This is a genomic window from Mycobacterium sp. SMC-14 (genome assembly GCF_046250075.1).
Lineage (GTDB): Bacteria > Actinomycetota > Actinomycetes > Mycobacteriales > Mycobacteriaceae > Mycobacterium.
Genome location: NZ_CP176429.1, coordinates 4,624,101 through 4,650,722 on the forward strand (window position 1 = coordinate 4,624,101; position 26,622 = coordinate 4,650,722).

Genomic DNA, 26,622 nt, shown 5'->3' on the forward strand with positions numbered 1-26,622 from the left:
CACGATATACCCCGACCCAGCAAACGTGCTAGTTCGCTGGACAGCACGCTTGCCGTGAGGTTTGTGTTACGCCAACGCAATAACTGGATGATGTCCAGGAAATGTGCACTGCCTATCGTTTGGCTGTCTGCACGCGAAGGAGACCAATATGGCCGCCGACATTTTCAAGCTCGTCGCCGACGAGTCCGTTGAGTACGTCGACATTCGATTCTGCGACCTGCCGGGGGTTATGCAGCATTTCTCGATCCCGGCCGCTGCGCTCGATGAAAGCGTATTCGAGGACGGCCTCGCCTTCGACGGTTCGTCGATCCGCGGCTTCCAGTCCATCCACGAGTCGGACATGCTGCTGCTGCCCGACCCGGAAACCGCCCGCATCGATCCGTTCCGGGCCGCAAAGACGCTGAACCTCAACTTCTTCGTCCACGACCCGTTCACCCGCGAGCCGTACTCGCGCGACCCGCGCAACATCGCGCGCAAGGCCGAGAGCTATCTCACCAGTACCGGCATCGCCGACACCGCTTACTTCGGCGCCGAAGCCGAGTTCTACATCTTCGACTCAGTGAGCTTCGACTCACAGATCAACGGCTCTTTCCACAAAGTGGATTCCGTAGCCGGCTGGTGGAACACCGGCCGCACAACCGAAGCCGACGGCAGCCCCAACCTGGGATACAAGGTTCGCCCCAAGGGCGGCTATTTCCCGGTCGCGCCCACCGATCAATACGTCGATCTGCGCGACGCAATGTCGACCAATCTCACCAACGCCGGGTTCACTGTCGAACGCGGCCACCACGAGGTCGGAACCGGCGGGCAAACGGAGATCAACTACAAGTTCAACACCCTGCTGCACGCCGCCGATGACCTGATGCTGTTCAAATACATCATCAAGAACACCGCTTGGGCGCACGGCAAGACGGTGACGTTCATGCCGAAGCCGCTTTTCGGGGACAACGGTTCAGGTATGCACGTCCACCAGTCGGTGTGGCAGGACGGCGAGCCGCTGTTCTACGACGAGATCGGTTATGCCGGACTCTCGGACACCGCCCGGCACTACATCGGCGGAATCCTGCACCACGCGCCGTCGCTGCTGGCGTTCACCAACCCGACCATCAACTCCTACAAGCGCCTGGTTCCGGGCTACGAGGCGCCGATCAACCTGGTCTACAGCCAGCGCAACCGCTCGGCCTGCGTGCGCATCCCGATCACCGGCACCAATCCCAAGGCCAAGCGGCTGGAGTTCCGCTGCCCGGACTCCTCCGGCAATCCGTACCTGGCGTTCTCGGCCATGTTGATGGCCGGCATCGACGGCATCAAGAACAAGATCGAGCCGGCCGCCCCCGTCGACAAGGATCTCTACGACCTTCCGGCCGACGAGGCGGCCTCGATTTCGCAGGCGCCGACCACCCTGGCCGAGGTGATGGACAACCTCGAAGCCGACCACGAATATCTCACCGAAGGTGGGGTTTTCACCCCCGACGTGATCGCGACCTGGATCAACTACAAGCGGGACAACGAGATCACCCCGGTCAACCTGCGCCCGCACCCCTACGAGTTCGCCCTCTATTACGACTGCTGATCGGGACGCAAGCGCGACGCGCGGTTGTCGGGCTGGGCTCACCGGTGATGGGAGTCCTCGCGACTAAGCTGCGTGTGTTGGGCCAGCTGGCCATGCCGCGTATGCCTCGAGGAGCCGATGAACGCAGAGGACGACTTCCTGCGGCAGCGGGTGCCGCCGCAGCAGCAACAGCCCCGGCCCTGGACGCCGCCTCCGCCGCAGCCGCAGCCGTCCTACCCGCCGGCGGTCCCTATGCCGCGTCCGCAACCTGCCCGCGGTTGGCGCCGGGTGGTCCTGTCCGCGACGCTGGGGCTGGTCAACCTGGGCCCGTCACCGGCCGAGCGGGAGGAGATGGCCTACCAGGCGGCCATCCGGTCGCTGCCCAACGGCAGCTACAAGGTGGGCGTGCTGGGCAAAGGCGGTGTCGGCAAGACGACGGTGGCGGCCAGCGTCGGGTCGGTGTTCGCCGCACTGCGCCGGGCCGACCACGTGGTGGCCGTGGATGCCGACACCGCGTTCGGCCGGCTGGGCAGCCGTATCGACCCGCATGCCACCAGCTCCTACTGGGATCTGGCCGCCGATCAGAGCATGCAGTCCTTCGCCGACATCAGCGGCCGAGTGGGCGCCAATGCGGCGGGACTCTACGTCCTGGTGGGCGAGCCGGCCGCGGGCAGTCGCCGGATCCTTGACGCGGCGTTGTACCGGGAGGCCGCGCTGCGCCTGGACCGGCACTTCACCATCTCGATCATCGACTGCGGTTCGACGATGGACTCGCCGGTGACCCAGGAGGCGCTGCGAGACCTGGACGCCCTGATCGTGGTCTCGTCACCGTGGGCGGACGGTGCCGGCGCGGCCGCCAAGACCATGGAGTGGCTGGCCGACCGCGGCCAGGGCGGGCTGCTGCAGCGCACCGTGGTGGTGCTCAACGACTCCGACGGCCATGCCGACCGACGCACCCGCTCGACACTGACTGCCCAGTTCCTGCAGCACGGCCAGGCGGTGGTTGAGGTGCCGTTCGACCCGCACCTGCGCCCGGGCGGAGTGATCGACGTGATGAGCGAGATGGCGCCGGCGACCCGCCGGCGATTCCTGCAGATCGCGGCGATCGTCGCGCACTACTTCGCGTCCCGCCCCCAACGCCGGGACGCGAAGCCGGGCCGACCTCAGAGCACGTAACGCACGACGCTCTCAGCGACGCAGGCCGGCTTGGCATGGGCGTCGATGGACACCGTGGTCGAGTAGGTCACCTGGTGGGCGCCACCGCCGACGTCGGCCACCTCGACCAGGGAGGTCTCGGCCCGGATCTTGGAGCCGACCGGCACCGGCGCCGGGAAACGCACCTTGTTCAATCCGTAGTTGATCGCGAGCTTGACCCCGTCGAGGCGGCTGATCTGCGCCATCAGTTGCGGCAGCATGGCCAGTGTCATGTAGCCGTGGGCGATCGTGGTCCCAAAGGGCCCGGTGGCCGCGCGCTCCGGGTCGACGTGAATCCACTGATGGTCACCGGTCGCGTCGGCGAACAGGTTGACCGCGTCCTGGGTGATGGTCACCCAATCGCTGTGGCCGATCACCTGACCCTGGCATGCGGCAAGTTCATCGATCGATCCGAAAGTACGCACTTGGTCCCGTTCCTTTGCTAATCCGTTGCCACCGCGCCGCTTTGGCGCAGCCGGTCGATATCGTCGGTGCTCATTCCCAGTCGGTCGGCCAGCACCGGTCCGGTGTCGGCGCCCAGCGCAGGTGCCGCTACGGCCGGCGGGTGGGAGCCGTCGATCGACGCCGGCAGGCCGGCCGCCAAGTACTCCCCCACCCGGGGCTGGTGCAGCGTGGTGAACATCGGGTTGCCGCGCAGGCGCTCGTCGGCGGCCACCTCCGCAAAGCTGCGGTAGCGGTCCCACAGCAGCGATGTTCCGGCCAGGGCGGCTTCGATCTGCGCTGCCGGTCGCTCGGCGAACCACCCGCTGAACAGCCCAGTCAGCAAGTCGCGGTGCCGATAGCGCTGCCCCTCGTCGCCAAAATCGATACCGCGCGCCTGGGACAGTGCGGCAAGGACTTTCGTCGATCCGGTCAGTTCGGCCAGATCTCGGAAGTGCCGATCGGTCAGCGTGACGACCATGAACGACACCCCGTCCCCGCTGGCGAAGCTCTGCCCGTACTGGCCGTAGACCGCGTTGCCGATGCGTTCCCGGCGGGCGCCGTTGACCATGGCCTCGGTGAGGAAGCCCAGGGCGCTGGCGGTGCCCAGTGCCACGTCCTCCAACGCCAGGCTTATCCGGCAGCCCTCGCCGGTGTGGTCCCGGCGGTGCAGCGCGGCGGACACCGCCAGCGCGGCGTGCAGCCCGCAGGCGATATCCCAGGCCGGCAGCACGTGGTTGATCGGGGCGGCGTGGTCCCCAGGCCCGGTAACCAGCGGAAAGCCGACACCCGCATTGATCGTGTAGTCCACGGCGGTCGAGCCATCGGCGCGTCCGAGCACCTCGAGATGGATCAGGTCAGGACGCAGCGCCGCGAGCGTGTCGTAGGAAAGCCATTGCCGGCCAGTCATATTCGTCAGCAACACACCACTGTCGGCGATCAGTTGCTGCACCACGCGCTGCCCCTCGGGCGAACGCAGATCTGCGACCACCGACCGCTTGCCCTTGTTGAGGCCCGTCCAGTAGATAGAGGTGCCGTCGTCGGTGACCGGCCAGCGCCGGTAGTCGGCCGCACCACCGACCGGGTCGACACGCACCACGTCGCAACCGAGCTGCGCCAGCGTCATTCCGGCGAGCGGGACCGCGACGAAGCTGGCGATCTCGATGACGCGCACCCCGGCCAACGGAGTCCCAGCAGTCCCCAAGACCCGAGCACTCGCCTGCATGACCTGCCCTCCGTCGATCAATTACGTCGACTATATGCCCACCCACAAGGCCACCCGGCCGGTGGCGAGTCCGCGCTGAATCTCAATCGTTGCCGAACCGCGATATGAAAACCCGTGGCGGCGAACAGGTCACGGCGGCACACCGTGTTTGACTCCGTTCAGAAGGGCTAGACCGCACGACATTGGGATGGGACAAGGGCTATGAAGAGCGTTGAGAAGTTGCGTAACGCGGCGAGTCGGCTACCGCGCCGGCTGATGGTCGCGGCGGTGGGGGCCGCGCTGCTGAGCGGCCTCGTCGGGGCTGTCGGTGGTACGGGTAACGCGTCCGCGTTCTCCCGCCCGGGCCTGCCGGTGGAGTACCTGCAGATCCCCTCGGCTGCGATGGGCCGGGACATCAAGGTGCAGTTCCAGCCGGGCGGCGCCCACGCGGTGTACCTGCTCGACGGGCTGCGCGCCCAGGACGACTTCAACGGCTGGGACATCAACACCCCGGCGTTCGAGGAGTACTACCAGTCCGGGCTGTCGGTGATCATGCCGGTCGGCGGACAGTCCAGCTTCTACTCGGACTGGTACCAGCCGTCGCAGGGCAACGGCCAGAACTACACCTACAAGTGGGAGACCTTCCTGACCCGGGAGATGCCCGCCTGGTTGCAGGCCAACAAGAGTGTCTCGCCTTACGGCAACGCGGTGGTCGGCCTGTCGATGGCGGGCGGTTCGGCGCTGATCCTGGCTGCCTACTACCCGCAGCAGTTCCCCTATGCAGCGGCGCTCTCGGGGTTCCTGAACCCGTCCGAGGGCTGGTGGCCGACGTTGATCGGGCTTGCCATGAACGACGCCGGCGGCTACAACGCCAACAGCATGTGGGGCCCGTCGTCCGACCCGGCCTGGAAGCGTAACGACGCCATGGTGCAGATCCCGCGGCTGGTGGCCAACCGCACCCGCATCTGGGTCTACTGCGGCAACGGCACGCCGAGCGACCTCGGCGGCAACAACCTGCCCGCCAAGTTCCTCGAGAGCCTGACACTGCGCACCAACCAGCAGTTCCAGCAGAACTACGCGGCGGCCGGTGGCAACAACGGCGTGTTCAACTTCCCGGCCAACGGGACGCACGACTGGCCGTACTGGAACGAGCAGCTGGTCGCAATGAAGCCCGACATCCAGCGGGTGCTGGGTGTGGGAGTCGACCCGACCTAACCAATCCCCCAACACGTCGGCGGCAGTGCAATCCAGCACTGCCGCCGACGTGTATGTGGGGAAACGGTGCAACGAAGCCGACGTTTCACAGACAAAGCCCAAGAGCGGACCTGCAAAACGCCGGCTTCGGCGTGGGACTAGGAGTAGTGAGCGGTCAGCGCCACAAGCCGCGGCGGTCGACATAGCGGTGGCTGTACCAGGTGGCCATCAGGCAGATAACCGTGGCGGTAGCCAACATCCAGGTACCACCGACGAACACGCTGATGATGCCGCCGACCACCGCCCCGGAGATGTATCCGGTCAGCAGCATGAAATTGAAGAACCAATCGTGGATGCTTCCGCCGCTGATGTGGCGCTCGATGCCCTGCCCCAGCTTCACCACTGTGCCGGTCACGTAGCTCAAGGGGATCGACACTTCGCCGTCGCGGACGAACGTGGTGTTCAGTGCGCCCACGCCGAACGCGACGAGCAGGATCGGCAGCAGGGGGACCGGCAGTGCCGGCCCGCCCTCGATCCAGTCGGTCACGGTGGCGGCCAGTAGCGACACGCCGGTCAGCCGCAACGCGCCGTGCGGTCGGCTGCGCCAGATGTGGCGATGGCACAGCGAGGCGATCACCACGCCGGCGATGAAGGACACCAGCAGGGCCGCCGCGGAAATCGACATCCACTGGCTGTCGGTGAACAAGCCCAGCGCCGCACGCCCGGCGTTGCCGGTCATGAAGGTGACGAAGTACCCCTCGGAGTGGGTGTACGCCGTGGCGGCCAGAACCCCGGCCAGCCCAGCAAGAACCCACGACAGTCTTGCTTCACTGCCATAGCGTTTATCTAGCACGCGCGCCTAAATATGTGTCAGCCGACCGGACCTGGAACCAGGGTCACGGTTGCGCTGTGTTCTCCGCCGCTCGGGTTGCGCCACGTCAGCGTGACGGTGTCGCCCGGGTGACGCTGGTCGAGTACATCGGTCAGGTCAGTTGCCGAGTTCACCGGCCGGCCGTTGACCGAGGTGATGATGTCGTCGCGGGCGATACCGGTGGCCGCGGCCGGGGTGCCGTCGAGCACCTGGGCGACCCGCGCGCCGCCGATGTTGTCGATCACACCGACACCCATAAAGGCCGTCTCACCGATGTGCACGGTGTTCGACGAGACACCGGCCCGGATCTGGCCGGCGATGGCCATCGCCTGATCGATCGGGATGGCGTAGCCTTCGCCACCCGGTTGGGCGAACTTGTAGTTGTCCGACGCCGCGGTGTTCATCCCGATCACCTGTCCGGCGGCGTTCACCATCGGACCGCCCGAGTCACCGGGACGGATCGCGGTGTCGGCCTTGATCATGTTGGTCAGGGTCTCGGTGCTGCCGGTCAACTCGTCGGCGGCCGAGACGGTCTGGTTCAGACCGATGACCCGTCCCGGCACCGCAGTCGGCGCACCGCCATGGCCGCCGGCGTTGCCCAACGAGACCACCGGGTCGCCGATGGCGACCCGCGAGGAGTTGCCGATGTTCGCAGCCGGTAGGCCGCCGGCGCCGCGCAATTGCAGTACTGCGACGTCGTGGCTGCGGTCGAAGCCGAGCACGTCGACCTCGTAGGTCTGACCGGTGGCAACCGAGACCGCCGTGAGCCCGGTGGCGCCGGCGATGACGTGGTTGTTGGTCAACACCACGCCGCCGGGGTCCAACACGATGCCGGTTCCGGCGCCGACTGCGCTCTGGTAGCCCATCTGGGCGTCGATGTTGACCACCGCAGGACCGACCTGCGCAATCATCGCCGCAGGGTCGAGCGGAAAAGCGGGCAGGGTGGGCGACGCTTGGACCGGCGCCGCCACCAGCCCGGCCGTGGCGACCGCCGCGGCCATCGCGCTGAGCAGCCGCCACCGGACAGGGCGATGCGCTCCGCTCATTCGTCGTACCTCCTGCAGTCGTGCCGCGGGACTCGCGAAACAAGAATCCCCAGCTTACCGGAACAGCCAATCCGGCTGGCAAACGCTATACGCCAGCTGGGCAATCGTCGCCGCGGTGCAACTCTTGTGCTCAGCGCCCGTTGAGGGAAGGCTGATCTGCGGAGGAGGCTGCCATGGCAGACAAGACCGGAACAGCACGGGGCGCCGGTTCCGCCCCGACCGCGGCCAGCCCGGCCGCCATCCGCAATGTCGTGCTGGTCGGTCCACCCGGCTCCGGCAAAACCACACTGGTCGAGGCGATGCTGGTGACCGCTGGCGTGTTGACCCGAGCCGGTTGCATCGCCGACGGCAGCACGGTCTGCGACTACGACGACGCCGAACTCCGTCAGCAGCGTTCGGTCGGGGTTGCGTGCGCCTCGTTGGAGCACGACGGCGTCAAGGTCAACCTGATCGACACTCCGGGCTACGCCGACTTCGTCGGAGAACTGCGTGCCGGCTTGCGGGCCGCCGACTGCGCACTGTTCGTGATCGCGGCCAACGAAGACATCGACGACGCGACCGCCACGCTGTGGCAGGAGTGCAGTCGGGTCGGCATGCCGCGCGCGGTCGTGGTCACCAAGCTGGACCACGCGCGGGCCGACTTCCCGGCCCGCCTGGCCGCGGCCCAGGCGGCGTTCGGCGATACGGTGCTGCCGCTGTATCTACCCGCGCCGGGCCGGGGCGACGGCGTGATCGGGTTGCTGGCAGCCGAATCCGTCGACTTGCCCGACGGAGCGCAGCAGCGTGGCGCGCTGATCGAGGCGATCATCGAGGAGTCGGAGGACGAGTCGCTGCTGGACCGCTACCTGGGTGGGGAACAGATCGAACCCGCGGTGCTCGCCGCCGATCTGGAGCGGGCCGTGGCGCGCGGCTCATTCTTCCCGGTCATCCCCGCATGCGGCAGCACCGGCATCGGCATCCCTGAACTGCTCGAGGTCGTCTCGACCGGTTTCCCCGCACCGCCGGAACATCTGCTCCCGGAGGTTTTCAGCCCGAACGGCGTGGCTCGTGCCGGGCTGAGTTGCGACCCGGACGGGCCACTGTTGGCTGAGGTCGTCCGGACAACATCGGACCCTTACCTCGGCCGGGTCAGCCTGGTGCGGGTGTTTTCTGGAACCATCAAGCCCGACAGCGGGATTCATGTCAGCGGTCATTGCGCTGGATTCTTCGGCGACGGGACCGGTCGCACCGACCACGACGAAGACGACCGGATCGGAACGTTGGCGTTTCCACTCGGCAGGCAGCAGCGTCCGGCCACCGTGGTGATGGCCGGAGACATCTGCACCATCGGCCGGCTGAGCCACGCCGAAACCGGGGACACGCTGTCGGGCAAGGACGAACCGCTGGTGTGCAAACCCTGGTCCATGCCGGATCCGCTCTTGCCGGTCGCGGTCATTCCGCACGCCAAGACCGACGAGGACAAGCTGGCTGTCGGGTTGGCCCGGCTCGCCGCCGAGGACCCCAGCCTGCGCATCGAGCGGAACCCGGAAACCCACCAGACCGTGCTGTGGTGCATGGGCGAGGCACACTCGGGAATCGTGCTTGATGCGCTGGCCCACCGCTACGCGGTGTCGGTGGATACCGTAGCCCTGCGCGTGGCTCTACGAGAGACGTTCTCCAGCAACGCCAAAGGCCACGGCCGCCATGTCAAGCAGTCCGGCGGCCACGGCCAGTACGCGATCTGCGACATCGAAGTGGAGCCGGTGACTCAAGGCGCCGGCTTCGAGTTCGTCGACCGCGTGGTCGGCGGAGCCGTGCCCCGCCAATTCATCCCCAGCGTGGAGAAGGGCATTCGTGCCCAGATGGAGCGCGGGCTGACGCTCGACGCCGGCGGCGGTTATCCGGTGGTCGACATCCGGGTAACCCTGACCGACGGCAAGGCGCACAGCGTCGACTCGTCTGACTTCGCCTTCCAGATGGCGGGCGCCGCCGCCCTACGCGACGCCGCGACGGCCGGTAGGGTGCGACTGCTCGAGCCGATCGACGACGTCACCGTGGTGATCCCCGACGAATTGGTAGGTGCGGTGATGGGTGATCTGTCCGCCCGCCGCGCCCGGGTCCTGGGCACCGACAAGGTCGGTGCGGACCGCACAAGCGTGAAGGCCGAAGTACCGCAGACCGAGCTCATCCGGTACGCAGTCGACCTGCGATCGTTGACCCACGGTGCCGGTTCGTTCACCCGCGGCTTCGCCCGCTATGAACCGCTGCCGGAGTCTGCGGTCGCGCATGCTGCCAGCACCGCCTGATCGTCGGAGAGAGGACGTCCATGTCGACAATCGCCGGGTTGCCCGCGCACGTCGTACTGCTGCACGTGGTGGTCTCGTTGGTGCCACTGACCGCGATACTGCTGATCGTGTGCGCGGTATGGCCGGCGGCCCGGCGGCGACTGGTCTGGCTGGTGGTGACGTTTTCCGCCATCACGCTGCTCGTTACGCCGCTGACAGTCACTGCCGGCGAGTGGCTGGCCGACACCGGTAAGTTCGCCGGGTCGCCAGAGCTGGACGCCCACATGGCCGCCGGCGAGTACGGCCTCTACATGGCCTTGGGCCTGGCCGTCGCCGCGGCATTGCTGGCCGGACTGCACGTGGCGCTGTCACGCGGCAGCAAAGTCGGTTCGCTGCTGCGACTGGGCGTCGTCACCGCAGTGATCGCGCTGGCCGGCGGGTCGATGTTGGCGATCCACAACATCGGTTCGACCGGGACCGAGGCCGCCTGGGGAGACCTGCTCACCGCGTCGGACGACGGCTAAACCTGCGCTGATGCCGTAGCTGTTGGCACAATGGATGCCATGCGCAATGTGAGGCGGGGAATTGTGGCGATTGCCGGGTCGATGGCCCTGGCACTCGTGTCTGTTGGGGCGTCGGCCGGAATCAGCGAAGCGGCTCAGACGTCGCCGGCACGGGGACTGGCCGTCGCAGCGATCGAGCCGGCCGCCGGCTCAGTCGTCGGGGTGGCCTACCCGGTGATCGTGACCTTCAATGGACCGGTCGCGGACCGGGCTGCCGCCGAACGTGGGATCCACATCAACTCCACGGGCAACAATGCCGGCCACTTCGAGTGGACGAGCAGCGATGTCGTGCAGTGGGTCCCAGATGGCTACTGGTCACCGCACAGCAAGATCAACGTCGACGCCCACGGGATGTCAACGGGTTTCGAGACCGGCGACGCCGTCGTGGGGCTCGCCGACATCTCGGACCACACCTTCACCGTCAGCGTCAACGGCGAGATCCAACGAATCATGGCGGCGTCCATGGGTAAACCCAAGCGCCCCACACCGGTCGGGTCCTTCACCGCACTGTCGAAAGAGCGCACCATCAAGTTCGATTCGCGCACCATCGGCATCCCACTCAATGACCCGGAGGGCTACCTGCTCAACGGCGAGTACGCCGTTCGGGTTACCTGGAGTGGCGTCTACGTGCACTCCGCCCCCTGGTCGGTGGGTTCACAGGGCTACTCGAACGTCAGCCACGGATGCATCAATCTCAGTCCCGACGACGCCGCGTGGTACTTCAACTCGGTGCACCTGGGCGACCCAATCATCGTGCAGGCCTAAGGCGATCGCAAGCGCGGCGGAGCCGGGCGCAGCGGGTCGCCTTGGTTACCTAGGGCCTAAAGCAATCGAGGCGATCGTAAACGCGGGGACGGGTCTCCGCGTTTACGATCGCCTCGGCTTCGGCCTCGGACGCACCGCGTCAGCAGGCGCCGAGGACCGCCGTGGGCATGTGCGCCACGTAACGCTGAGCACGCTGCTCACGACGCACTTCGCGACGAGCGGCCATACGGTTGCGCAGCCGGTTCACCATGCGGTTTCCCGCCTGGTGGTTCGTCGAGCCGTCGAGAGCCAGAACACTGATGGTGATGAAAGCCATGATTTTCTCCTGCCGGGAAACTCACCGGCCGACACAACCCGTACGGGTCGGCGGAACTCGTGGTTCAGGCCTTCGAAAATACTTTGGAAAATACCGCAGCGGAGGCGCCGGAACCGGTGAGGAACAGATCGATCGTGGAACACGGATACGGATGCGGACCGTCACTAGAACTCACTTCGCCCTCACCTCCTTCCGGTCGGGACACACGGGCATGTCGTGGCATTGTTCACCATGGTGGCATCGAAATACTGGACCGTCAAACGCAAACGGGTTCCGATGGCGCCGGCCGTCTAACTGACGGCGACCAGCACCTTCCCGAAACCCCTTCGCAGCAAGCGCTATTCAGCGCTTCAGTCAGAGCAGCCCGAGCAGTTGCAGGTCGGTGACGTACTTGACGATCACCGCCGGCGTGACATGCGGGATGTCCGGATGCTCGGGGTCAGGCCCGATCCCGGCCGACTGCACCGCGGCCCGGAACCTGTCCGTCGGTGCGATCGATCCGCAGATCGGCGGCTGCGGCTTCTGGTAGTTGTGCAGCAGCGGCAGCAGCGATGCCTGGCGCTGGTTTTCCGGCAGTGCGCGCAGGGTGGTCTCGAACCGCTGCAACCAGTCGCCGTAGTCGGCGATCCGCCGGATCGGGTAACCGGCTTCGATCAGCCAGTCGACGAACTCGTCCATCCCCAGACCGTCGTCGTACGGGTTCATCACGTGATAGGTGGTGAACCCGCCGCTCGCGAAGGATCCCAGCGCGGTGGACGCCTCGGCGATGAACTCCACCGGCAGGCCGTCGTAGTGCGCGCGCTGTCGCTGACCGTCGGCGCTCAGTTCGTAGAACGAACCGGGCGCCACCCCGGCGGCAACCAGGCTGAACATCATCCGGGTGAACATGTCGGGCAGGTTCAGCTGGCCGGCGTAGCTGGTGTCGGCCAGGATCATGTCGCAGCGGAACACCGCGACCGGCAGGCCGCACAGGTCGTTGGCCTCACGCAACAGCACCTCGCCGGCCCACTTACTGGTGCCGTAACCATTGGCGTAGCCGTCGTTGATCGCCCGGACCGCACTCATCACCCGGACGTCGGCGTCCTCGGTGAACTGGCCCAGCGGAATCTGGTCGCCCACACCAATTGTGGAGAAGTAGGTGAACGGCTTGATCTTGCTGGTGAGCGCGACCCGGATCAGCTCGGCGGTGCCGAGCGCGTTCGGCCCGAACAACTCGCTGTAGGGCAACACGTGGTTGACCAGGGCCGCCGGGTCGACGATCACGTCGACCGTGTCCGCCAACCTCTGCCAAACCTCTTGGTCCAGACCAAGATTCGCTTCGCCCTTGTCACCTGCGATCACCTCGAGATGCTTGGCGGCCAGTTCGGTGTAACGGGCCAGCAGCTGCGCATCTCCGCTGTCGAAGACGTTGTCCAGCCGGCGGCGGGCATCCTCGTCGGACTTGCCACGCACCAGGCAGATCAGTTTTCCGTCCACCGGGGCCAGCCGCTGCAACCACTCCAGCGCCAGGTAGCGGCCGAGGAAGCCGGTTGCGCCGGTCAACAGCACTGTGCGCACCTGCTCGGAGGGGCCGGGCAGTGACGAAGCCCCGGCCAAGGTCGCCTCGTCGAGGAACTTGTCCAGGGTCAGGTCGGCCGCAGCCACTTCGACCGCGTCGCGGCCGTGCACCGAGGCGAAAGTCGGCCGTTTGGAGCCGTTGCGCTCGGCGGTGATGTAGTCGGCGATGGCCGCCAGATCGTTGGCCGGGCTGACGATCACGCCCACCGGAACGTCGACGTCGAAGATGTCGCGCAGCAGATTTCCGAATGTCAGCGCCGATAGTGAGTCGCCGCCCAAGTCGGTGAAATGTGCCTCTGGGGCCAGGTCGCCGGCCGAGGCTCCCAACAGCGCCGCGGCGGCACGACTGACGGTCTCCAACGCCGGGCGCTGAGCACCGTGCTGACGCAGCTCGCTCAACTCACTGGCCTGTCCCTCGGCCAGCTCGGCGTAGCGACGCTCAAGGCGGTCGCCGTAGTGCGCCTTCAGCTTCGGCCAGGCCAGCTTGCGAATCCCGGTCAGCAGTCCGTTCTCCAGGGTGAACGGCTCGGTCTCGACGATGAAGTCACGCGGAACCTCATAGGATTGCAGGTCGGCGTCTTTCGCCACCTGCTGCAGTGACTCGGCGATCCCGGCCTTGAGGGCGGCGCCGGAGTCGAAGCGGGCCGAAGCTTCCGGGGTCGGGACCACCACGGCCAGCAGGTAGGGCTGCGCGCTGTTGCCGTAGACATAGATCTGGCGAACCAGCGGGCTGTTGCCGAACACCGCTTCCAGCTTGGCCAGGGTGACGAACTCGCCCTGGGCCAGCTTGAGCACGTTGTTGCGCCGGTCGACGTAGACCAGGTGGTCCGGCGCGATCTCGGCGACCACGTCGCCGGTCCGGTAGTAACCGTCGGCGTCGAACACCTCGGCGGTCACCTCGGGCCGCTTGTAGTAGCCGGGAAACAGGTTCTCGGTCTTGAGCAGCAGTTCGCCGCGCGGATGCGGGGTGTCGGTGCCGAAGTAGCCCAAGTCCGGCACGTCGACCAGCTTGTAATCGAGGACCGGCGGCCGCTGCACTTCGCCGTCGAAGAGCACCATGCCCGCCTCGGTGGAGCCGTAGCCGTTGAGCACATGCTGCTCGGTGAGCTTGTCGACCCAGGACCGCAGCTCGTCGGAGATCGGCGCCGAGCCGGTCATCGCGAACACGCATCGCCCGCCGAGCAATTCGGCGCGCATCTGTGCCAAGACCTGCGCTTCGGCAGCGGCCCGGTCTCCGCTCACCCCGTCGAGTTCACTGCGGAAGTGCTGGTAGAGCATCTCCCAGATCCGGGGGACGAAGTTCAGTTCGGTCGGGCGAACCAGGGCGAGGTCCTCGAGGAAGGTGGACAGGTCGCTGCGCGCGCTGAAGTAGGCGGTGCCGCCGTTGCCGAGGGTGCCGTACAAGATGCCTCGGCCCATGATGTGGCTCATCGGCATGAAGTTCAGCGTGATCGAGACGGCGGTCGGGCCGAACCAGTTCCTCGTCGACCGCACCCACATCCGGGACACATTGCTCTCGGGGTACATCGCACCCTTGGGGGCGCCGGTGCTGCCGGAGGTGTAGACGAGCAGTGCCAGTGGGTTGGCGTCGTCGCCGACTTCCGCAAGCGCCTGGGTCGGCAGGGACAGCGAGTGGCCGCGGGTCATCAGGTCGGCCAGCGGCTCGACAACCACCTCGACGCCGGCCAGCCGAGCCCGCGCGTCGGCAAGCGCCTCGCGGTGGTCATCGACCTGCTGGTGGTAGTCGAAGACCACCAGGCGGGTGGGGGCCGGACCGGTCAGCACCAACTCGACCGCATCGGGCAGCGAGTCCACGCTGGCAGCGATTACCCGGGGCTCGGTCTCGGTCACGATCGGCACCAATGTGCTGATCGCCGCCGAGGTCTGCAGCGGCACCGAGACCGCACCGATCTGGCCCAGCGCCACGTCGATGACGGTGTAGTCGACGCTGGTGAAGCCCAGCACCGCGACCCGGTCACCGGGCCGCACGGCGCCGGCGGCCAGGGCGGCAGCCACAGCGCGGACTCGCTCACCGAGCTCGCCGTAGGTGATGGTGTCGTAGCGCGGGAGCAGGGCTGCGGTGCTGCGGCCGGTGGCCGGATCGGTGACGTACTCGACGGCACGCTGCCCGAGCGCAGGCCGCTCGGCGTAGCCGTCGAAGACGGTCCGGGCGATCTGCGCCAGCCGTGACTGCCCTTCGATAGCGGCGGCGACGGCCGGGTCCGGTCGGCCGGCGGCGAATTGCGGGTCGGTGGCGACCAGGTCGGCGATGCGGCGGGCGAGTTGCTCCTCGTCAGCGGTGGTGGAAACAGTCGACATAGCGAACCTCTAACGGATATTTCGTGAAAGTGATTTTCAGGGGCGCGGTCTGCGCCGATGTAAACTACGTTAGCAAAACTAACTTAATTTAGGATCCCTGAGCTGGTGTGACGTTGCACTCACGGCTGTTTGCCAGTGAGCGTCAGCTCAGCGATTCCTCCAGCCACGGGAGCAGCCACTTCACCCCTTCGGGCGTGAGGTGAATGCCATCGCTGCGGACCTTGATGCCGTCGACTTTGGCGGTGTAGGTGCCGGCCGGCCCCAGCTTCTTGTTCAAATCCATCACTGTCACGGCTTCTCGCCCGGCGACCTCCCGGCGCAGCAGGGCGTTCCAGCGGTCGACGCGCTCCGGTTTGTCTTCAGGCCACAGGCTGCCGTCGGGCCGCTCGCCGTAGCGGCTGTAGGGCACGGTCGTCACCACGACCCGGCTGCCGGCGGCCTGGAGCACGTCGAGCGCACGGCGCAGCTCCGCGGTCAGGTAAGCGTCGAAAGTCGGGTCGCCGATGTGCGACCACTGGCCCTCGTTGACTCGGTCCACGGTTTCCCAGCGGCCGACGAACAACAGCACGACATCGGGCTGGTCGGCCTTGACCTGCCGAGTCCAGCGTGCCGGCCAGCCGTCGCACTCCTTGCCCTGGTCGATGACCTTGCCGGCCCAGCGGTACGGGCCGGCGCGCACAATGCTGCAGCCGACGACGGTGTGGTCGATGAAGTCGTAACCGGGAGTGTCCGGCAGATAGTGCATCAGGGTCCAGCCGATCGAATCACCGAACACCGACACGGTGCGCGGCCGGTTGGGGTCGCGTCGCGCGGCCTGCGGTGGTGGCTTTTTGGACTCCGAAAGCCGCGCAGGCGGCGAGGGAGACACCGCGGCGGCCGCGGCCACATCCGGGGTCACACCATTCTCGGCTGTGGGCCGCTCGACGACCGGGACCACCAGCACCGTGACCGCCACCGCAGTGCCGCTGACGGCGGCCCCCAGCGGCAGCAGCGACACCCGCGCCGGCCGCCAGCGGCGGATCGGCTCCTCAAGGACCCACCATGACACCGTCGCCAGCAGCAGCGTGGCGGCGCACCGCACGGCGAACAACGCCCACCCCGACCACCCGGTGCGCTCGCCGTTGAGGACCAGAAAGACCGGCCAGTGCCACAGGTACACGCCGTAGGAGATGGTCCCCAGCCACACCAGTGGCGACCAGGCCAACGTCCGGGCGACCAGACCGCTCTGATGCAGCGCGATCGGGGCGATCACCGCGATCGCAGCGACGGCCACCAGCGTGAGCAGGCCGCCGTGGAACTCCGCGGCCGTGCCGGTGGCGCGGTGGGCCGCCGTCGCCAGTACGGCCAGCCCGCCCAGCGGCAGCAGGCGAGCGACCCACAGCGCGCGGCGGGTGCGCACCACCGACCAGCCGGCGGTGAGTGCCGGCCAGTCCCCCACCAGCAGGGCCGCGGCCGCGGCACCGATCAACAGGGCCTGCGCGCGCGTGTCGGTGCCGAAGTAGACGCGATCGCGGGTGGCGTCTGAGGCCAGCATCTCCGCGGCCGTCGCCGACGCTGCCGCCCCTGCGCTGGCCAACAGGAAAACCGTCAGTCGCACCCCGCCGACGGTGGCCCACCCGCCGCGGCGACGGGCGCGGGCCCCCAGCAGCAACGCGATCGCGATCAGCAGCAGCGGCCATAAGAAGTAGTACTGCTCCTCGACGCCCAGCGACCAGGTGTGCTGCAGCGGCGACGGCGTGCCGGCTTCGGTGAAGTAGTCCGTGTGCTCAGCGACGAACCGCCAGTTGGCGACCCAGAAGAAGGCGGCGATCGCGTCCTCGCGCAGGCCCACCACCGCCTCCGACGGCAGCAGCTCGTGGGCTATGGCGACGGTCAGCACCATGAGCACCAGAGCGGGCAGCAGCCGGCGGATGCGCCGGATCCAGAAACCGGTGAGGTCGATCCGGCCGGTCCGGCCCAGCTCGTCGATGAGCAGCGAGGTGATCAGGAATCCGCTGAGCACAAAGAACAGGTCCACGCCCAGGAACCCGCCCGACAGTCCCGGGATGCCGCCGTGGTCGGCCAACACCAACGCGACGGCTATCGCACGCAGACCGTCCAGGGCGTGAATGCCCGGGCGTCGACGCTCCCGCCGAACCCGATCCGCGGCGCGCGCGGTGGTCAACCGGGCGGCACGCGGGGCCGGCGCAACCCAGCGCGATTTACCCGAGGTGCGCATAGAGGTGGCCTGGCGAGTCCGGTTCCCGGCCGGTCGACTCATGTCATCTTGGTCGCCGTTGGCGCCGATTGGTCGATCCTCTCGCTGGTGGACCACCGAAAGCTTAGGGGGCGAGCGGTCGTCTCAGCCGGATGACACGCTCGCGATCAGTAGACCAATTCGGCAGTGCGCCACCAGATCAGCGCTATGAACAACGCCAGCAGCGCAAGGCTGGCCGCCGCCTGGATCCGGGTCCGGCTCGCCTGCGGCGGATAGACGTAGGCGAACGCGACCAGCACCCCGGTGATCAGACCACCAACGTGTCCCTGCCAGCTGATGTGCGGAATGGTGAAGGTGAAGATCAGGTTGACCACGATCACCGCGCCCACCGCGCGGACGTCCATCCGCAGGCGGCGCCCGATGACCAGCGTGGCGCCGAACAAGCCGAAGATGGCGCCCGAAGCGCCGGCGGTCGCGGTGGTGATCGGTGCCAACAGGTAGACGGCAACCGAGCCGCCGAGCGCGCTGAGCAGGTATAGCGCGCTGTATCGCACCCGGCCGAGCAGGCCCTCGAGCTCGGGGCCCACCACGTACAGCGCCCACATGTTGAGCAGCAGGTGCATCGGTCCGTAGTGCAGGAACGCCGATGTCAGCAAGCGGTAGATCTGCCCGTCTGCCACCGCCGGTGTCCAGAGCACCAACTCGGACTCCAGCTCACGCGACGACAGCTGCGCGAGGAAGGCCAGCACGCTCAGCGCGATCAGCCCATAGGTGACCACCGGTACTCCCGAGGCCGCGCGAACCAGGGGCCGCGCCGCCCGGCGCACCGGCGTTCCGCCCGCCTGCGCGCACTCCACGCAATGCTGACCGACGGCCGCGCTACGCATGCAGTCGCCGCAGATGTAGCGATCACAGCGGGTACAGCGCAGTGCGGTGGCCCGGTCGGGGTGCCGGTAGCAGACGGTCATGGCTATACCCTCTCAGAGCACGTTTGCCGGGGCGCTGCCGGTAGATTTCACATCATGTCGTCCCAAGCTCCACGCCAAGCGTTCAATGACGTCGTCACCCGGTTTTGGAGTTTCGCCGCTCCGGCCTACGACGCCCAGTTTCTGCAACGTTGGGTCTATCGTCCGGCCCAGGACGAGCTGATTGCCGCGCTGCGCTCGCACAAGCCGGCCCGGGTGGCCGACATCGCCTGCGGCACCGGCATCCTGGCCGACCGCATCGAACGTGAGCTGTCCCCGGAGGCGGTCTACGGGGTGGACATGTCCGACGGCATGCTCAACGAGGCACGGGAGCGCTCGGCGCGCGTGCAGTGGCTGACCGGGCCCGCCGAGCAGCTGCCGTTCGAAGATGGCGCGCTTGATGCGGTGGTCACCAGCTCGGCGTTTCACTTCTTCAATCAGCCGGCCGCGGTTCGGGAGTTCTACCGGGTGCTGGCGCCGGGCGGGACGGTGGCGGTCACGGCGATGAGCCCCCGCCTGTCCGATCCACTCAAGGCGCTGACCGGAATCCGGTGGAACCCGGCACGCCAGCCGACGCCCAGTGAAATGCGCACGCTGTTCACCGACGCCGGTTTCACCGTTCCCGACCAGCATCGCGTGGCGCGTCCAGCCTGGACACTGGTCGTGTCGGACCTGATCACGGTCGGGGTCAAGCCGTAACCAGCTCGCGACGACCCGTCCCCCGCAGCCCCGTCGCGGTACCTTCGTTAGGTATGAGACCGATGAAGCTGGCCAGCACGACGGCGATCGCGCTGGCAGCCTGGTGCGCCGCGGCCGGGATCGCCGGAGCCGATCCGGCCCCTCCTCCCCCGCCGGCGCCCAAGCAGGTGATCGACGGCGATGGCACCTTCGCGGTCGGCAAGGACATCGTGCCGGGCACCTATCGCTCCGACGGCCCGCGTGACGGCGCCGCCTGCTACTGGCGCCGCATCGGCGGCGACAAGACCCTCGACAGCGCGATGACCAAGAAGTCCCAGGTCGTGCTGATCGAGCCGAGTGACACCGCGTTCCGGACCGACCGCTGCCAGACCTGGCAGCTGACCGAATGCCCGCCCACCTGTGCACCGGTGCCGCAGCAGTCGGTGGGCCTGCCCGATGTGCTCAAAGGCTTCGTCCCGCAGGCTCGGCCCCCGGCCCCGAGCCCAGCCCCGAGCGGCGGCTAACGCTCCAGCCGCCGGCTCCACGCGCGAGTGTGAAACTCACGACGTGACACGCCGTGGACGCGTCGCCAAATTCCCACTCGGCCGGGCGGCTCGATCAGGCGACGATCAGAACAGGTCCTGCACGGCGCCTCCGACGGCCAGTCCCACATCTTGGCCGGCGGTCAACGGCACCGCACGTAACACCAGTTCAGGGTGGGACGAAGCCTAGGGCGTCTGAGCTGAGCATTCAGTGATAATTTCCTGTAAGTCGTGCGGGATCCCACCGCTGCCATGGACAGGTCGTCATGGCCTTCAGCTCAGACGCGTTCGGCCTCAGCCAGCAGTAAGGTGGCGCCGTCAACCAGCGTTCCGATCACCTCGTCGGTGCTGAAATCGCTGAGCCACAGATTCGGCGCGTCGGTGCGGTGCAGCATCGCAACGCCGTGCAGCGCCACCGACAATGCCGCGGCAATCCGGTCCGAATCAGGATCCGAGTCCGATTCCGGCGCCTCCCCCCGGCAGGCCAGCAATCCTCTGGTCACCACGGCCAGTGCGCGGCGGGCCGCCGGCGGGGCGTGACCGTCCTGGGTCATCAGCGCGTAGCGCAGCGGATGGCGCTGTGCGAACGACACATACACCCGACAACCGATGAGGAGGCGTTCCCGCGGGTCAGTGGCCTGCTGGACGTGCTCGGCGATCTCGTCGGAGACCTGAACCCAGCTCGACTCGGCGACTGCCTCCAGCACCCGGTCCAGATCGTCGAAGTGCGCGTACACCGAAGGTGCGGCGATTCCGGCCTCCCGGGCGATGCCGCGCAGCGAAACCTCGGCTTCGCTGTCCGCACCGTCGATGACCCGGACAGCGGCAGCCAGGATCTCGTCGCGCAGCAGCGCGCCGTGACCTCGCAAATTGCGCCGACGAGGGGGAGTGGGCACGCGGTGATCCTAACGGTTTGTTAGCTGTCCTCACTTGCGTTCTGCATAACATCTCGCGCGCAAGTGTGAGCTGGCACTGTTTAACTTTACACTCGTTTCTTTACGGTCGTAAGGTTAACGGTCATGAGCGCAATGAAGAAGCTTCGCGGGCCGCTTGAGCGACTGTGGATCGTGCTGGTGATCGTCCCGGTCGCCGCGATCGGCGGGCTGGTCATCTACCGGTTCCACGGCGTCTTCGGCGCGGACGGGGCGGCGGTCGCCGGCGGCACTGGTGGCGAAATCGTCTCCACAGTGCCGAAATACGTCACCTACGAGCTCTACGGCCCCGAGTCGACGTCGGGCATGGTCAGCTACGTCGACGAGCGCGCCCAGTCCCAGGAAGCCCAGTTCCACTCACTGCCCTGGTCGCTGACGTTGACCACCACGCAGCCCAGCGTGTTCGCCAACGTCATGGCCCAGGGTGACAGCGCCGAGTTGGGCTGCCGGATCACCGTCAACGGCGAACTCCGCGACGAACACCAGGCCGACGGCCACAGCGCCGCGACATTCTGCGTGGTGAAAGCGGCATGAGCGGCCACCACACCCCCGCCGGAGCCAAAGCTCCGTGGTTCCCGCGGCTGATCCGCGCGTGCGCCATCCCGATCATCCTGTTCTGGCTCGCCGCGGCGGCCGCGACCAATCTGCTGGTGCCGCAGCTGGAGGTCGTCGGCGCACGTAACGCCGTCTCGCTCTCCCCGCAGGACGCGCCGTCGGTGATCGCGATGAAGCACATCGGCGAGAAATTCGGTGAGTTCACCAGCGACAGCGTGCTGATGATCGTGCTGGAGAGCGATGACGAGTTGGCAGAGGACGCCCACCGCTACTACGACCGGCTGGTGGCGACCCTGCAGGCCGACACCGCGCACGTCGAACACGTGCAGGATTTCTGGGGTGACCGGGTCACCTCGGCGGGCTCGCAGAGTGAAGACGGCCGGGCCGCCTACGTGCAGGTGCATCTGGCGGGCAACCAGGGCTCGGCGCAGGGCGTGGAATCGGTGGACGCGGTGCGCGACATCGTCGAGGAATCCGACCCACCGGCCGGACTGCGCTCCTATGTGACCGGGCAGGCCGCCCTGGTCGCCGACACCAACGAGGCCGGCGACGCCTCGATGGTGAAGATGACCGGTATCACCATGGCCGTCATCGCGGTGATGCTGCTGGTGGTCTACCGGTCGATCGCGACCACACTGATCGGACTGCTGGTGGTCGTCACCGAGATGAGCGTGGCCCGTGGCCTGATCGCGGTGCTGAGCAACTCCCACGTCTTCGCGATCTCGACTTTCGTGGTCAGCATCCTCACCGCGCTGGCCATCGCGGCCGGTACCGACTACTGGATCTTCCTGATCGGGCGCTACCACGAGGCACGCAATGCCGGCGAGGAGCGCCAAACCGCCCAGAACACAACACTGTCCAGCGTCAGCCACGTCATCGGAGGCTCCGGCCTGACCATCGCCGGGGCGATGCTGTGCCTGCACTTCACCCGGCTGAACTACTTCAACACCCTGGCGGTGCCGTGCGCGCTGGGCATGTTCACCATCCTGGCGATGGGGCTGACCTTCGCTCCGGCGGTACTTGCGGTCAGTAGCCGATTCGGGCTGCTGGACCCCAAGCAGGCCACCAAGACCGGCGGATGGCGCAAGGTGGGCACCGCCGTGGTGCGCTGGCCACTGCCGATTCTGGCCGCCGCCATCGCAATTGCCGCCGTGGGTGTCCTGGTGCTGCCCGGCTATCAGACCAGCTACGACAACCGGCACTACATCCCGGCCGACGTCCCGTCCAACATCGGCTATGCCGCAGCCGAGAAGCACTTCAGCTCCGCGCGGATGAACCCCGACATGTTGATGGTGGAGTCCGACCACGACATGCGCAATCCCCGCGACATGCTGGTGCTGGACCGCATCGCGCGCAACATCTTCCGGGTGCCCGGCATCGAACGGGTGCAAAGCATCACGCGTCCGCTGGGACCGCCCATGGAACATGGATCGGTGCCGTTTCAGATCAGCGCACAAGGCGTCACGATGCGGGAGAACCTGCAGTTCCTCAAGGCTCGCCTCGATGACACCCAGACGATGGCCGACCAGCTCTCCTCGATGATCACGGTGATGGACCGGCTGCACGGACTGACCGTGCAACTCTCCGATGCCACCCACGGCACCGACGAGGCCGCCCACGATATGCAGGGCACGATGGAGGAAGTCCGGGACCGGATCGCCGACTTCGACGACGAGGTCCGCCCGCTGCGCAACTATTTCTATTGGGAACCGCACTGTTTCAACATCGGTGTGTGCAACGCGTTCCGCTCGATGTTCGACGCCACCGACGGCTTCGACAAGCTGGCGGAGAACACCGCGTCATTGGCCGGTCAGTTGGACCGCGTCGATGAGATCACTCCGGCGATCGCCGACCAGATCCCGCCGATGATCGCCATCACCACCAACATGCGCGACCTGATGCTGACCATGCACAGCAGCTTCAGTCAGGTGGTGACCCAGCTGGAGCAGATGACCGACACCGCTGCAGTGATGGGCCAGGTGTTCGACGATGCCCGCAACGACGACATGTTCTATCTGCCGCCGGAGGCGTTCGACAGTCCCGACTTTCAGCGCGGGATGGAGCTGATGATGTCGCCGGACGGCCAGGCCGCACGCATTCTGATCACCCACGACACCGACCCGGCGACCGTCGACGGGATCTCGCACGTCGGCGCCGAGCTGCAGGCCGCCAAGGAAGCCGTCAAGGGCACGCCGCTGGCCAAGGCGAAGTTCTACCTGGGCGGCACCGCCGCCACCTACGCCGACATACAGACCGGGGCGCACTATGACCTGCTGATCGCGGCGATCGCGGCCATCGTGTTGATCTTCGTGGTGATGCTGCTGATTACCCGGGCCCTGGTGGCCTCGATCGTGATCGTGGGGACGGTGGTGCTGTCACTGGCCTCCTCGTTCGGATTGTCGGTGTTGTTATGGCAGTACGTGTTCGGCATCGAGCTGCAGTGGCTGGTGATCGCGATGAGCGTGATCGTGCTGCTTGCGGTGGGCTCCGACTACAACCTGCTGGTGGTCTCGCGGATGAAGGAGGAGATCAACAGCGGATCTGCGACGGGTCTGCGCACCGGACTGATCCGGGCGATGGGCGCCACCGGCAAGGTGGTGACCGCAGCTGGCATGGTGTTCGCCTTCACCATGATCGCGATGATCGCCAGCGACCTGCGATCGGTCGGACAGATCGGCACCACCATCGGGCTGGGCCTGCTGTTCGACACGTTCATCGTCCGCAGCCTGATCACCCCGTCGATCGCAGCGCTGCTGGGCAGGTGGTTCTGGTGGCCGATCAACGTGCACCGGCGCCCGGCCCCGGAACCGGCCGCCCACCCCGCCGAACGTGAAGTTGGCCGCACGTTAGAGGACGAGCGTGAAGGCACCTTCACGCTCGCGCTGGAATCGCCGGCGCCCGAACCCACATCACCGATCCCCGCGAGCTAAGAATCTTACTGTTACGCCAAGATACTCTTATTTTTCTTAATTTGTCTGTATCGTGGGTCCCTTGCGTCATGGAGAGGGGCTTGCGATGGTCAGTTCGGATAGGTCAGCAGTCGTACTGGGAGCCGGGATGGCCGGCCTGCTGGCGGCGCGGGTTGCCTCGGAGTCCTACGCCTCCGTCACGCTCGTGGACCGCGATCGGCTCCCCGATCACCCCGCTCAGCGCAAGGGGGTACCGCAGGGGCGGCATCTGCACAGCTTCCTCACCCGCGGCACCGGGATCCTCGGCGAGTTGTTTCCGGGGATCCTCGACGAGCTCGCCACCGCCGGCGCGGTGGTGATCGACAACTGCGACCTGTCTGGACGGTACGCGCGCATCGGCCGTCATGAGTTGAACCGCACGGGCACACTCTCCGATCCCCGGGCCCTGGCGATCTACAGTGCGAGCCGGCCGTTCATGGAGTTCCACGTGCGCCAACGCGTCGACAAGCTCACCAACGTCGCGTTCCTCGACGGCCACGACGCGATCGAACCGGTGCACGATCGAGGGGTTGTCCGCGGCGTGCGAGTGACGAATCGGGACAACAAGCTCACCCAGGTGCTGCACGCCGACCTCGTCATCGACGCGACCGGGCGGGCCTCGCGGACTGCGGAATTCCTGGCCGGACAGGGCTTCGGCTGCGTGCCGGACCACCGCCTGCGCCCCGCTTGGGCCTACTCCAGCCAACTGCTGCGCATCCCACCCGGACGGCTCCAGAACCAGATGGTCTTCGTCAACTCCGGGCGCGCCTATCCCGGTCTGCTGCTGGTGGCCTACGAGCACGACACGTGGATGCTGTCCATTGCCCGACACAGTGACTATGGCTCTCCCCCAAGGAATTTCACCGCCATGCGGACCGCGGCCAAGCAGCTTCTTCCGGAATCCATCATGGCCGGACTGCGAGCTGCCACACCGGCGGGTGACATCGCGGTCTCCCACGACACCGGCGCGCTGTGGCACCGCTACCACCAGATGCAGCGTTTCCCCGAAGGGCTCGTGGTGGTCGGCGACGGGCTCTGCCGGCTCAACCCACTGCACGGACAGGGTATGACCGTGGCAGCACTGCAGGCGCTGGCGCTGCGCGACTGTCTCCGGGACGGCGGTCCGGAACTGTCGCAGCGCTTCTTCCGCGCGGCGGCTGCCCAGATCGCACCGATCTGGGCAGCCAACGCGGCCCAGGATCGTCCCGCTGCCCACGACCGCCCGCACCCGATCCGCCGCCGGCTCGGCGGGTGGTTCACCGACGCGGTGGGGACCGCCGCATCGCGCGACATCGCTGTCACCGAGCGTTTCCTGCGGGTGCGCAATCTGGTGGATTCCCCATCGCGCCTGCGTGATCCGGTGCTGCTGGCCCGCATCCTGCGGGCCAACCTGCGGGGCACCGGATTCGCTTCATGACGGACGATGAGGCCGCTATCCGGCAGCTGCTCGCCCACCAGGTCGCCGGCTGGAACTCAGGTGATCCGGCGGCGTATGCGGCCGTCTTCACCCCTGACGCGGACTACGTGACCTTCCTGGGTGCCCACCACCAAGGTCGGGAGGCGATCGCCACGGCGTACGGCCCACTGTTCGCCAAGCTGCTGCGAGGGTCGCGCTTGGAAGTCGAAGTCCGCGGGCTGCGGTTTGTGACACCGGACGTGGCGCTGATTCACTGCCACGCCGTGGTGACCAAGAAGGCACGTGGCCGTGTGCGGATCAACACCAGTGTCGCGGTCCGGACCGGCGATGGCTGGCGGTTGGCCTCCTCGCAGAACACCACCCACCGACGCCTGGCCCAAAGTCTTATGCACACACTGGTTTCCCGACGCCGCGACACAGGAGGCTCCCATGCTTGACGCCATCTACCGGGCCGCACGCGGCAGGATCAGCACCCTGGCCGCCGAACTCTCCGCTGACGAGCTGCGCCTCGCGGTTCCAGCGACACCCGGATGGTCGGTGCACGACGTGTTGGCCCACCTGACCGGCGGCGCCGCAGATGTCTTGGCGCAGCGACTCGATGGGGCACCGGGCGAGTCCTGGACCGCACGGCACGTCGCCGAACGTCGCGACCGCCCGGTCGACGAGCTGCTCGACGAGTGGGAGCACGCGTCCCCGGCAGCCGAGGCGAGTCTGCCTGATCGGTTCGCCGGGCCCAACCTCGCCGCGGACGCGATCTGCCATGAGGGCGACCTGCGCGAGGCGCTGAGCCTGCCCCGGATCGACCGTGAACACTGGCAGCCGTTCCTGGACGTCCTGGGGAACTTGCCCAGTCGACGGCTGCGTGACACCGCCACCCTGGTGATCAAGGACGATCTTGGTCAGGAATGGCGTTGCGGTTCAGGCGAATCCGTCACCGAATTACGGGCCGACGGTTATGAGCTGATGCGCGGCCTGTTCAGCAGGCGCTCCCGCAGTCAGATCGCCGGGTGGGAGTGGTCCCCCGAACCGTCGGCGCAGCTGGTCGACAGCTTCGGTGTCTTCGGCCACCGCGACGACGATCAGCCGATCCCGGTCTGCTGAT

22 protein-coding genes are annotated in these 26,622 nt (G+C 67.1%); 13 read left to right on the forward strand and 9 right to left on the reverse strand.

Going from position 1 to position 26,622, the window contains the following annotated elements; translation table 11 throughout:
- Positions 1-148: 148 nt before the first annotated feature.
- Positions 149-1,573, forward strand: a complete 1,425-nt coding sequence (glnA, locus tag ACKY0W_RS21460; RefSeq protein ID WP_409435728.1) for a type I glutamate--ammonia ligase — start codon at positions 149-151, stop codon at positions 1,571-1,573.
- A gap of 117 nt (positions 1,574-1,690) precedes the next feature.
- Complete coding sequence (locus ACKY0W_RS21465) at positions 1,691-2,728, forward strand: MinD/ParA family protein (RefSeq protein ID WP_409435729.1); 1,038 nt, start codon at positions 1,691-1,693, stop codon at positions 2,726-2,728.
- On the opposite strand, the gene ACKY0W_RS21470 is transcribed toward ACKY0W_RS21465, so the two are convergent.
- Positions 2,716-3,171, reverse strand: a complete 456-nt coding sequence (locus ACKY0W_RS21470; protein ID WP_409435730.1) for a MaoC family dehydratase — start codon at positions 3,169-3,171, stop codon at positions 2,716-2,718. The two genes, ACKY0W_RS21465 and ACKY0W_RS21470, sit on opposite strands and share 13 nt — an antisense overlap.
- Positions 3,172-3,188: 17 nt before the next feature.
- The gene (locus ACKY0W_RS21475) at positions 3,189-4,412 is read right to left on the reverse strand and encodes a CoA transferase (RefSeq protein WP_409435731.1); all 1,224 of its coding nucleotides are present in this window, start codon (positions 4,410-4,412) and stop codon (positions 3,189-3,191) included.
- Positions 4,413-4,613: 201 nt separating this feature from the next.
- On the opposite strand from ACKY0W_RS21475, the gene ag85C reads away from it, so the two are divergent.
- Entirely contained in the window at positions 4,614-5,606 is a 993-nt protein-coding gene (ag85C, locus tag ACKY0W_RS21480) for a diacylglycerol acyltransferase/mycolyltransferase Ag85C (RefSeq protein ID WP_409435732.1), read from the forward strand.
- A 154-nt stretch (positions 5,607-5,760) separates the two neighbouring features.
- Here ag85C and ACKY0W_RS21485 read toward each other — a convergent pair whose 3' ends face one another.
- Positions 5,761-6,438 carry a YoaK family protein gene (locus ACKY0W_RS21485; RefSeq protein WP_406756648.1) on the reverse strand — a complete coding sequence of 226 codons (678 nt, stop codon included), beginning with the start codon at positions 6,436-6,438 and terminating at the stop codon, positions 5,761-5,763.
- Positions 6,439-6,455: 17 nt separating this feature from the next.
- Positions 6,456-7,502, reverse strand: a complete 1,047-nt coding sequence (locus tag ACKY0W_RS21490) for a S1C family serine protease (protein WP_409435733.1) — start codon at positions 7,500-7,502, stop codon at positions 6,456-6,458.
- Positions 7,503-7,675: 173 nt separating this feature from the next.
- On the opposite strand from ACKY0W_RS21490, the gene ACKY0W_RS21495 reads away from it, so the two are divergent.
- From ACKY0W_RS21495 to ACKY0W_RS21505, 3 genes are read left to right on the forward strand one after another with little or no spacing between them, the layout of a single operon-like run.
- Entirely contained in the window at positions 7,676-9,787 is a 2,112-nt protein-coding gene (locus tag ACKY0W_RS21495; RefSeq protein ID WP_409435734.1) for an elongation factor G-like protein EF-G2, read from the forward strand.
- A gap of 20 nt (positions 9,788-9,807) precedes the next feature.
- Positions 9,808-10,290, forward strand: coding sequence for a hypothetical protein (locus ACKY0W_RS21500; protein WP_409435735.1), 483 nt, complete (start codon positions 9,808-9,810; stop codon positions 10,288-10,290).
- A 48-nt stretch (positions 10,291-10,338) separates the two neighbouring features.
- On the forward strand, positions 10,339-11,094 hold the full coding sequence (locus tag ACKY0W_RS21505) for a L,D-transpeptidase family protein (RefSeq protein WP_409437883.1): 756 nt from the start codon (positions 10,339-10,341) through the stop codon (positions 11,092-11,094).
- A gap of 139 nt (positions 11,095-11,233) precedes the next feature.
- Here the strand turns inward: ACKY0W_RS21505 and ACKY0W_RS21510 are convergent, their stop codons facing one another.
- From ACKY0W_RS21510 to ACKY0W_RS21525, 4 genes are all read right to left on the reverse strand, one after another.
- Positions 11,234-11,410, reverse strand: a complete 177-nt coding sequence (locus tag ACKY0W_RS21510) for a hypothetical protein (protein WP_409435736.1) — start codon at positions 11,408-11,410, stop codon at positions 11,234-11,236.
- A 354-nt stretch (positions 11,411-11,764) separates the two neighbouring features.
- Positions 11,765-15,286, reverse strand: coding sequence for a carboxylic acid reductase (gene car / locus ACKY0W_RS21515; protein ID WP_409435737.1), 3,522 nt, complete (start codon positions 15,284-15,286; stop codon positions 11,765-11,767).
- Positions 15,287-15,428: 142 nt separating this feature from the next.
- Positions 15,429-17,504: an acyltransferase family protein gene (locus ACKY0W_RS21520; RefSeq protein WP_409437884.1), complete on the reverse strand. Its 2,076-nt coding sequence runs from the start codon at positions 17,502-17,504 to the stop codon at positions 15,429-15,431.
- 146 nt (positions 17,505-17,650) lie between these two features.
- On the reverse strand, positions 17,651-18,451 hold the full coding sequence (locus ACKY0W_RS21525; protein WP_409435738.1) for a rhomboid family intramembrane serine protease: 801 nt from the start codon (positions 18,449-18,451) through the stop codon (positions 17,651-17,653).
- 54 nt (positions 18,452-18,505) lie between these two features.
- On the opposite strand from ACKY0W_RS21525, the gene ACKY0W_RS21530 reads away from it, so the two are divergent.
- Positions 18,506-19,147, forward strand: coding sequence for a class I SAM-dependent methyltransferase (locus tag ACKY0W_RS21530; protein ID WP_409435739.1), 642 nt, complete (start codon positions 18,506-18,508; stop codon positions 19,145-19,147).
- 53 nt (positions 19,148-19,200) lie between these two features.
- Positions 19,201-19,650 (forward strand): hypothetical protein, encoded by a 450-nt coding sequence (locus ACKY0W_RS21535; protein WP_409435740.1) that lies wholly within the window; start codon positions 19,201-19,203, stop codon positions 19,648-19,650.
- A 296-nt stretch (positions 19,651-19,946) separates the two neighbouring features.
- Here the strand turns inward: ACKY0W_RS21535 and ACKY0W_RS21540 are convergent, their stop codons facing one another.
- Positions 19,947-20,564: a TetR/AcrR family transcriptional regulator gene (locus ACKY0W_RS21540; protein ID WP_409435741.1), complete on the reverse strand. Its 618-nt coding sequence runs from the start codon at positions 20,562-20,564 to the stop codon at positions 19,947-19,949.
- Between the two features lie 123 nt (positions 20,565-20,687).
- Here ACKY0W_RS21540 and ACKY0W_RS21545 point away from each other — a divergent pair, with 123 nt between their 5' ends.
- From ACKY0W_RS21545 to ACKY0W_RS21565, 5 genes are all read left to right on the forward strand, one after another.
- Positions 20,688-21,134, forward strand: coding sequence for an MmpS family transport accessory protein (locus ACKY0W_RS21545; RefSeq protein WP_409435742.1), 447 nt, complete (start codon positions 20,688-20,690; stop codon positions 21,132-21,134).
- Positions 21,131-24,085 carry an RND family transporter gene (locus tag ACKY0W_RS21550; RefSeq protein WP_409435743.1) on the forward strand — a complete coding sequence of 985 codons (2,955 nt, stop codon included), beginning with the start codon at positions 21,131-21,133 and terminating at the stop codon, positions 24,083-24,085. The genes ACKY0W_RS21545 and ACKY0W_RS21550 overlap by 4 nt, the downstream gene beginning before the upstream one ends.
- Before the next feature lie 85 nt (positions 24,086-24,170).
- Positions 24,171-25,520: an NAD(P)/FAD-dependent oxidoreductase gene (locus tag ACKY0W_RS21555; RefSeq protein ID WP_409435744.1), complete on the forward strand. Its 1,350-nt coding sequence runs from the start codon at positions 24,171-24,173 to the stop codon at positions 25,518-25,520.
- A complete protein-coding gene (locus ACKY0W_RS21560) occupies positions 25,517-25,957 on the forward strand; it encodes an SgcJ/EcaC family oxidoreductase (RefSeq protein WP_409435745.1) in 441 nt (146 codons plus the stop codon). The genes ACKY0W_RS21555 and ACKY0W_RS21560 overlap by 4 nt, the downstream gene beginning before the upstream one ends.
- Positions 25,950-26,621, forward strand: a complete 672-nt coding sequence (locus ACKY0W_RS21565) for a maleylpyruvate isomerase family mycothiol-dependent enzyme (RefSeq protein WP_409435746.1) — start codon at positions 25,950-25,952, stop codon at positions 26,619-26,621. The genes ACKY0W_RS21560 and ACKY0W_RS21565 overlap by 8 nt, the downstream gene beginning before the upstream one ends.
- The last annotated feature ends 1 nt before the right edge of the window (position 26,622 follow it).

Excerpts from the sequence above, each read along its gene's own strand:
- car (WP_409435737.1), bottom strand. The coding sequence starts at position 15,286 with ATGTCGACTGTTTCCACCACCGCTGACGAGGAGCAACTCGCCCGCCGC.
- ACKY0W_RS21550 (WP_409435743.1), top strand. The coding sequence starts at position 21,131 with ATGAGCGGCCACCACACCCCCGCCGGAGCCAAAGCTCCGTGGTTCCCG.
- ACKY0W_RS21465 (WP_409435729.1), top strand. The coding sequence starts at position 1,691 with ATGAACGCAGAGGACGACTTCCTGCGGCAGCGGGTGCCGCCGCAGCAG.
- ACKY0W_RS21510 (WP_409435736.1), bottom strand. The coding sequence starts at position 11,410 with ATGGCTTTCATCACCATCAGTGTTCTGGCTCTCGACGGCTCGACGAAC.
- ACKY0W_RS21560 (WP_409435745.1), top strand. The coding sequence starts at position 25,517 with ATGACGGACGATGAGGCCGCTATCCGGCAGCTGCTCGCCCACCAGGTC.
- ACKY0W_RS21525 (WP_409435738.1), bottom strand. The coding sequence starts at position 18,451 with ATGACCGTCTGCTACCGGCACCCCGACCGGGCCACCGCACTGCGCTGT.
- glnA (WP_409435728.1), top strand. The coding sequence starts at position 149 with ATGGCCGCCGACATTTTCAAGCTCGTCGCCGACGAGTCCGTTGAGTAC.
- ACKY0W_RS21530 (WP_409435739.1), top strand. The coding sequence starts at position 18,506 with ATGTCGTCCCAAGCTCCACGCCAAGCGTTCAATGACGTCGTCACCCGG.
- ACKY0W_RS21495 (WP_409435734.1), top strand. The coding sequence starts at position 7,676 with ATGGCAGACAAGACCGGAACAGCACGGGGCGCCGGTTCCGCCCCGACC.
- ACKY0W_RS21535 (WP_409435740.1), top strand. The coding sequence starts at position 19,201 with ATGAGACCGATGAAGCTGGCCAGCACGACGGCGATCGCGCTGGCAGCC.
- ACKY0W_RS21555 (WP_409435744.1), top strand. The coding sequence starts at position 24,171 with ATGGTCAGTTCGGATAGGTCAGCAGTCGTACTGGGAGCCGGGATGGCC.
- ACKY0W_RS21565 (WP_409435746.1), top strand. The coding sequence starts at position 25,950 with ATGCTTGACGCCATCTACCGGGCCGCACGCGGCAGGATCAGCACCCTG.
- ag85C (WP_409435732.1), top strand. The coding sequence starts at position 4,614 with ATGAAGAGCGTTGAGAAGTTGCGTAACGCGGCGAGTCGGCTACCGCGC.
- ACKY0W_RS21520 (WP_409437884.1), bottom strand. The coding sequence starts at position 17,504 with ATGCGCACCTCGGGTAAATCGCGCTGGGTTGCGCCGGCCCCGCGTGCC.
- ACKY0W_RS21475 (WP_409435731.1), bottom strand. The coding sequence starts at position 4,412 with ATGCAGGCGAGTGCTCGGGTCTTGGGGACTGCTGGGACTCCGTTGGCC.
- ACKY0W_RS21500 (WP_409435735.1), top strand. The coding sequence starts at position 9,808 with ATGTCGACAATCGCCGGGTTGCCCGCGCACGTCGTACTGCTGCACGTG.
- ACKY0W_RS21545 (WP_409435742.1), top strand. The coding sequence starts at position 20,688 with ATGAGCGCAATGAAGAAGCTTCGCGGGCCGCTTGAGCGACTGTGGATC.
- ACKY0W_RS21490 (WP_409435733.1), bottom strand. The coding sequence starts at position 7,502 with ATGAGCGGAGCGCATCGCCCTGTCCGGTGGCGGCTGCTCAGCGCGATG.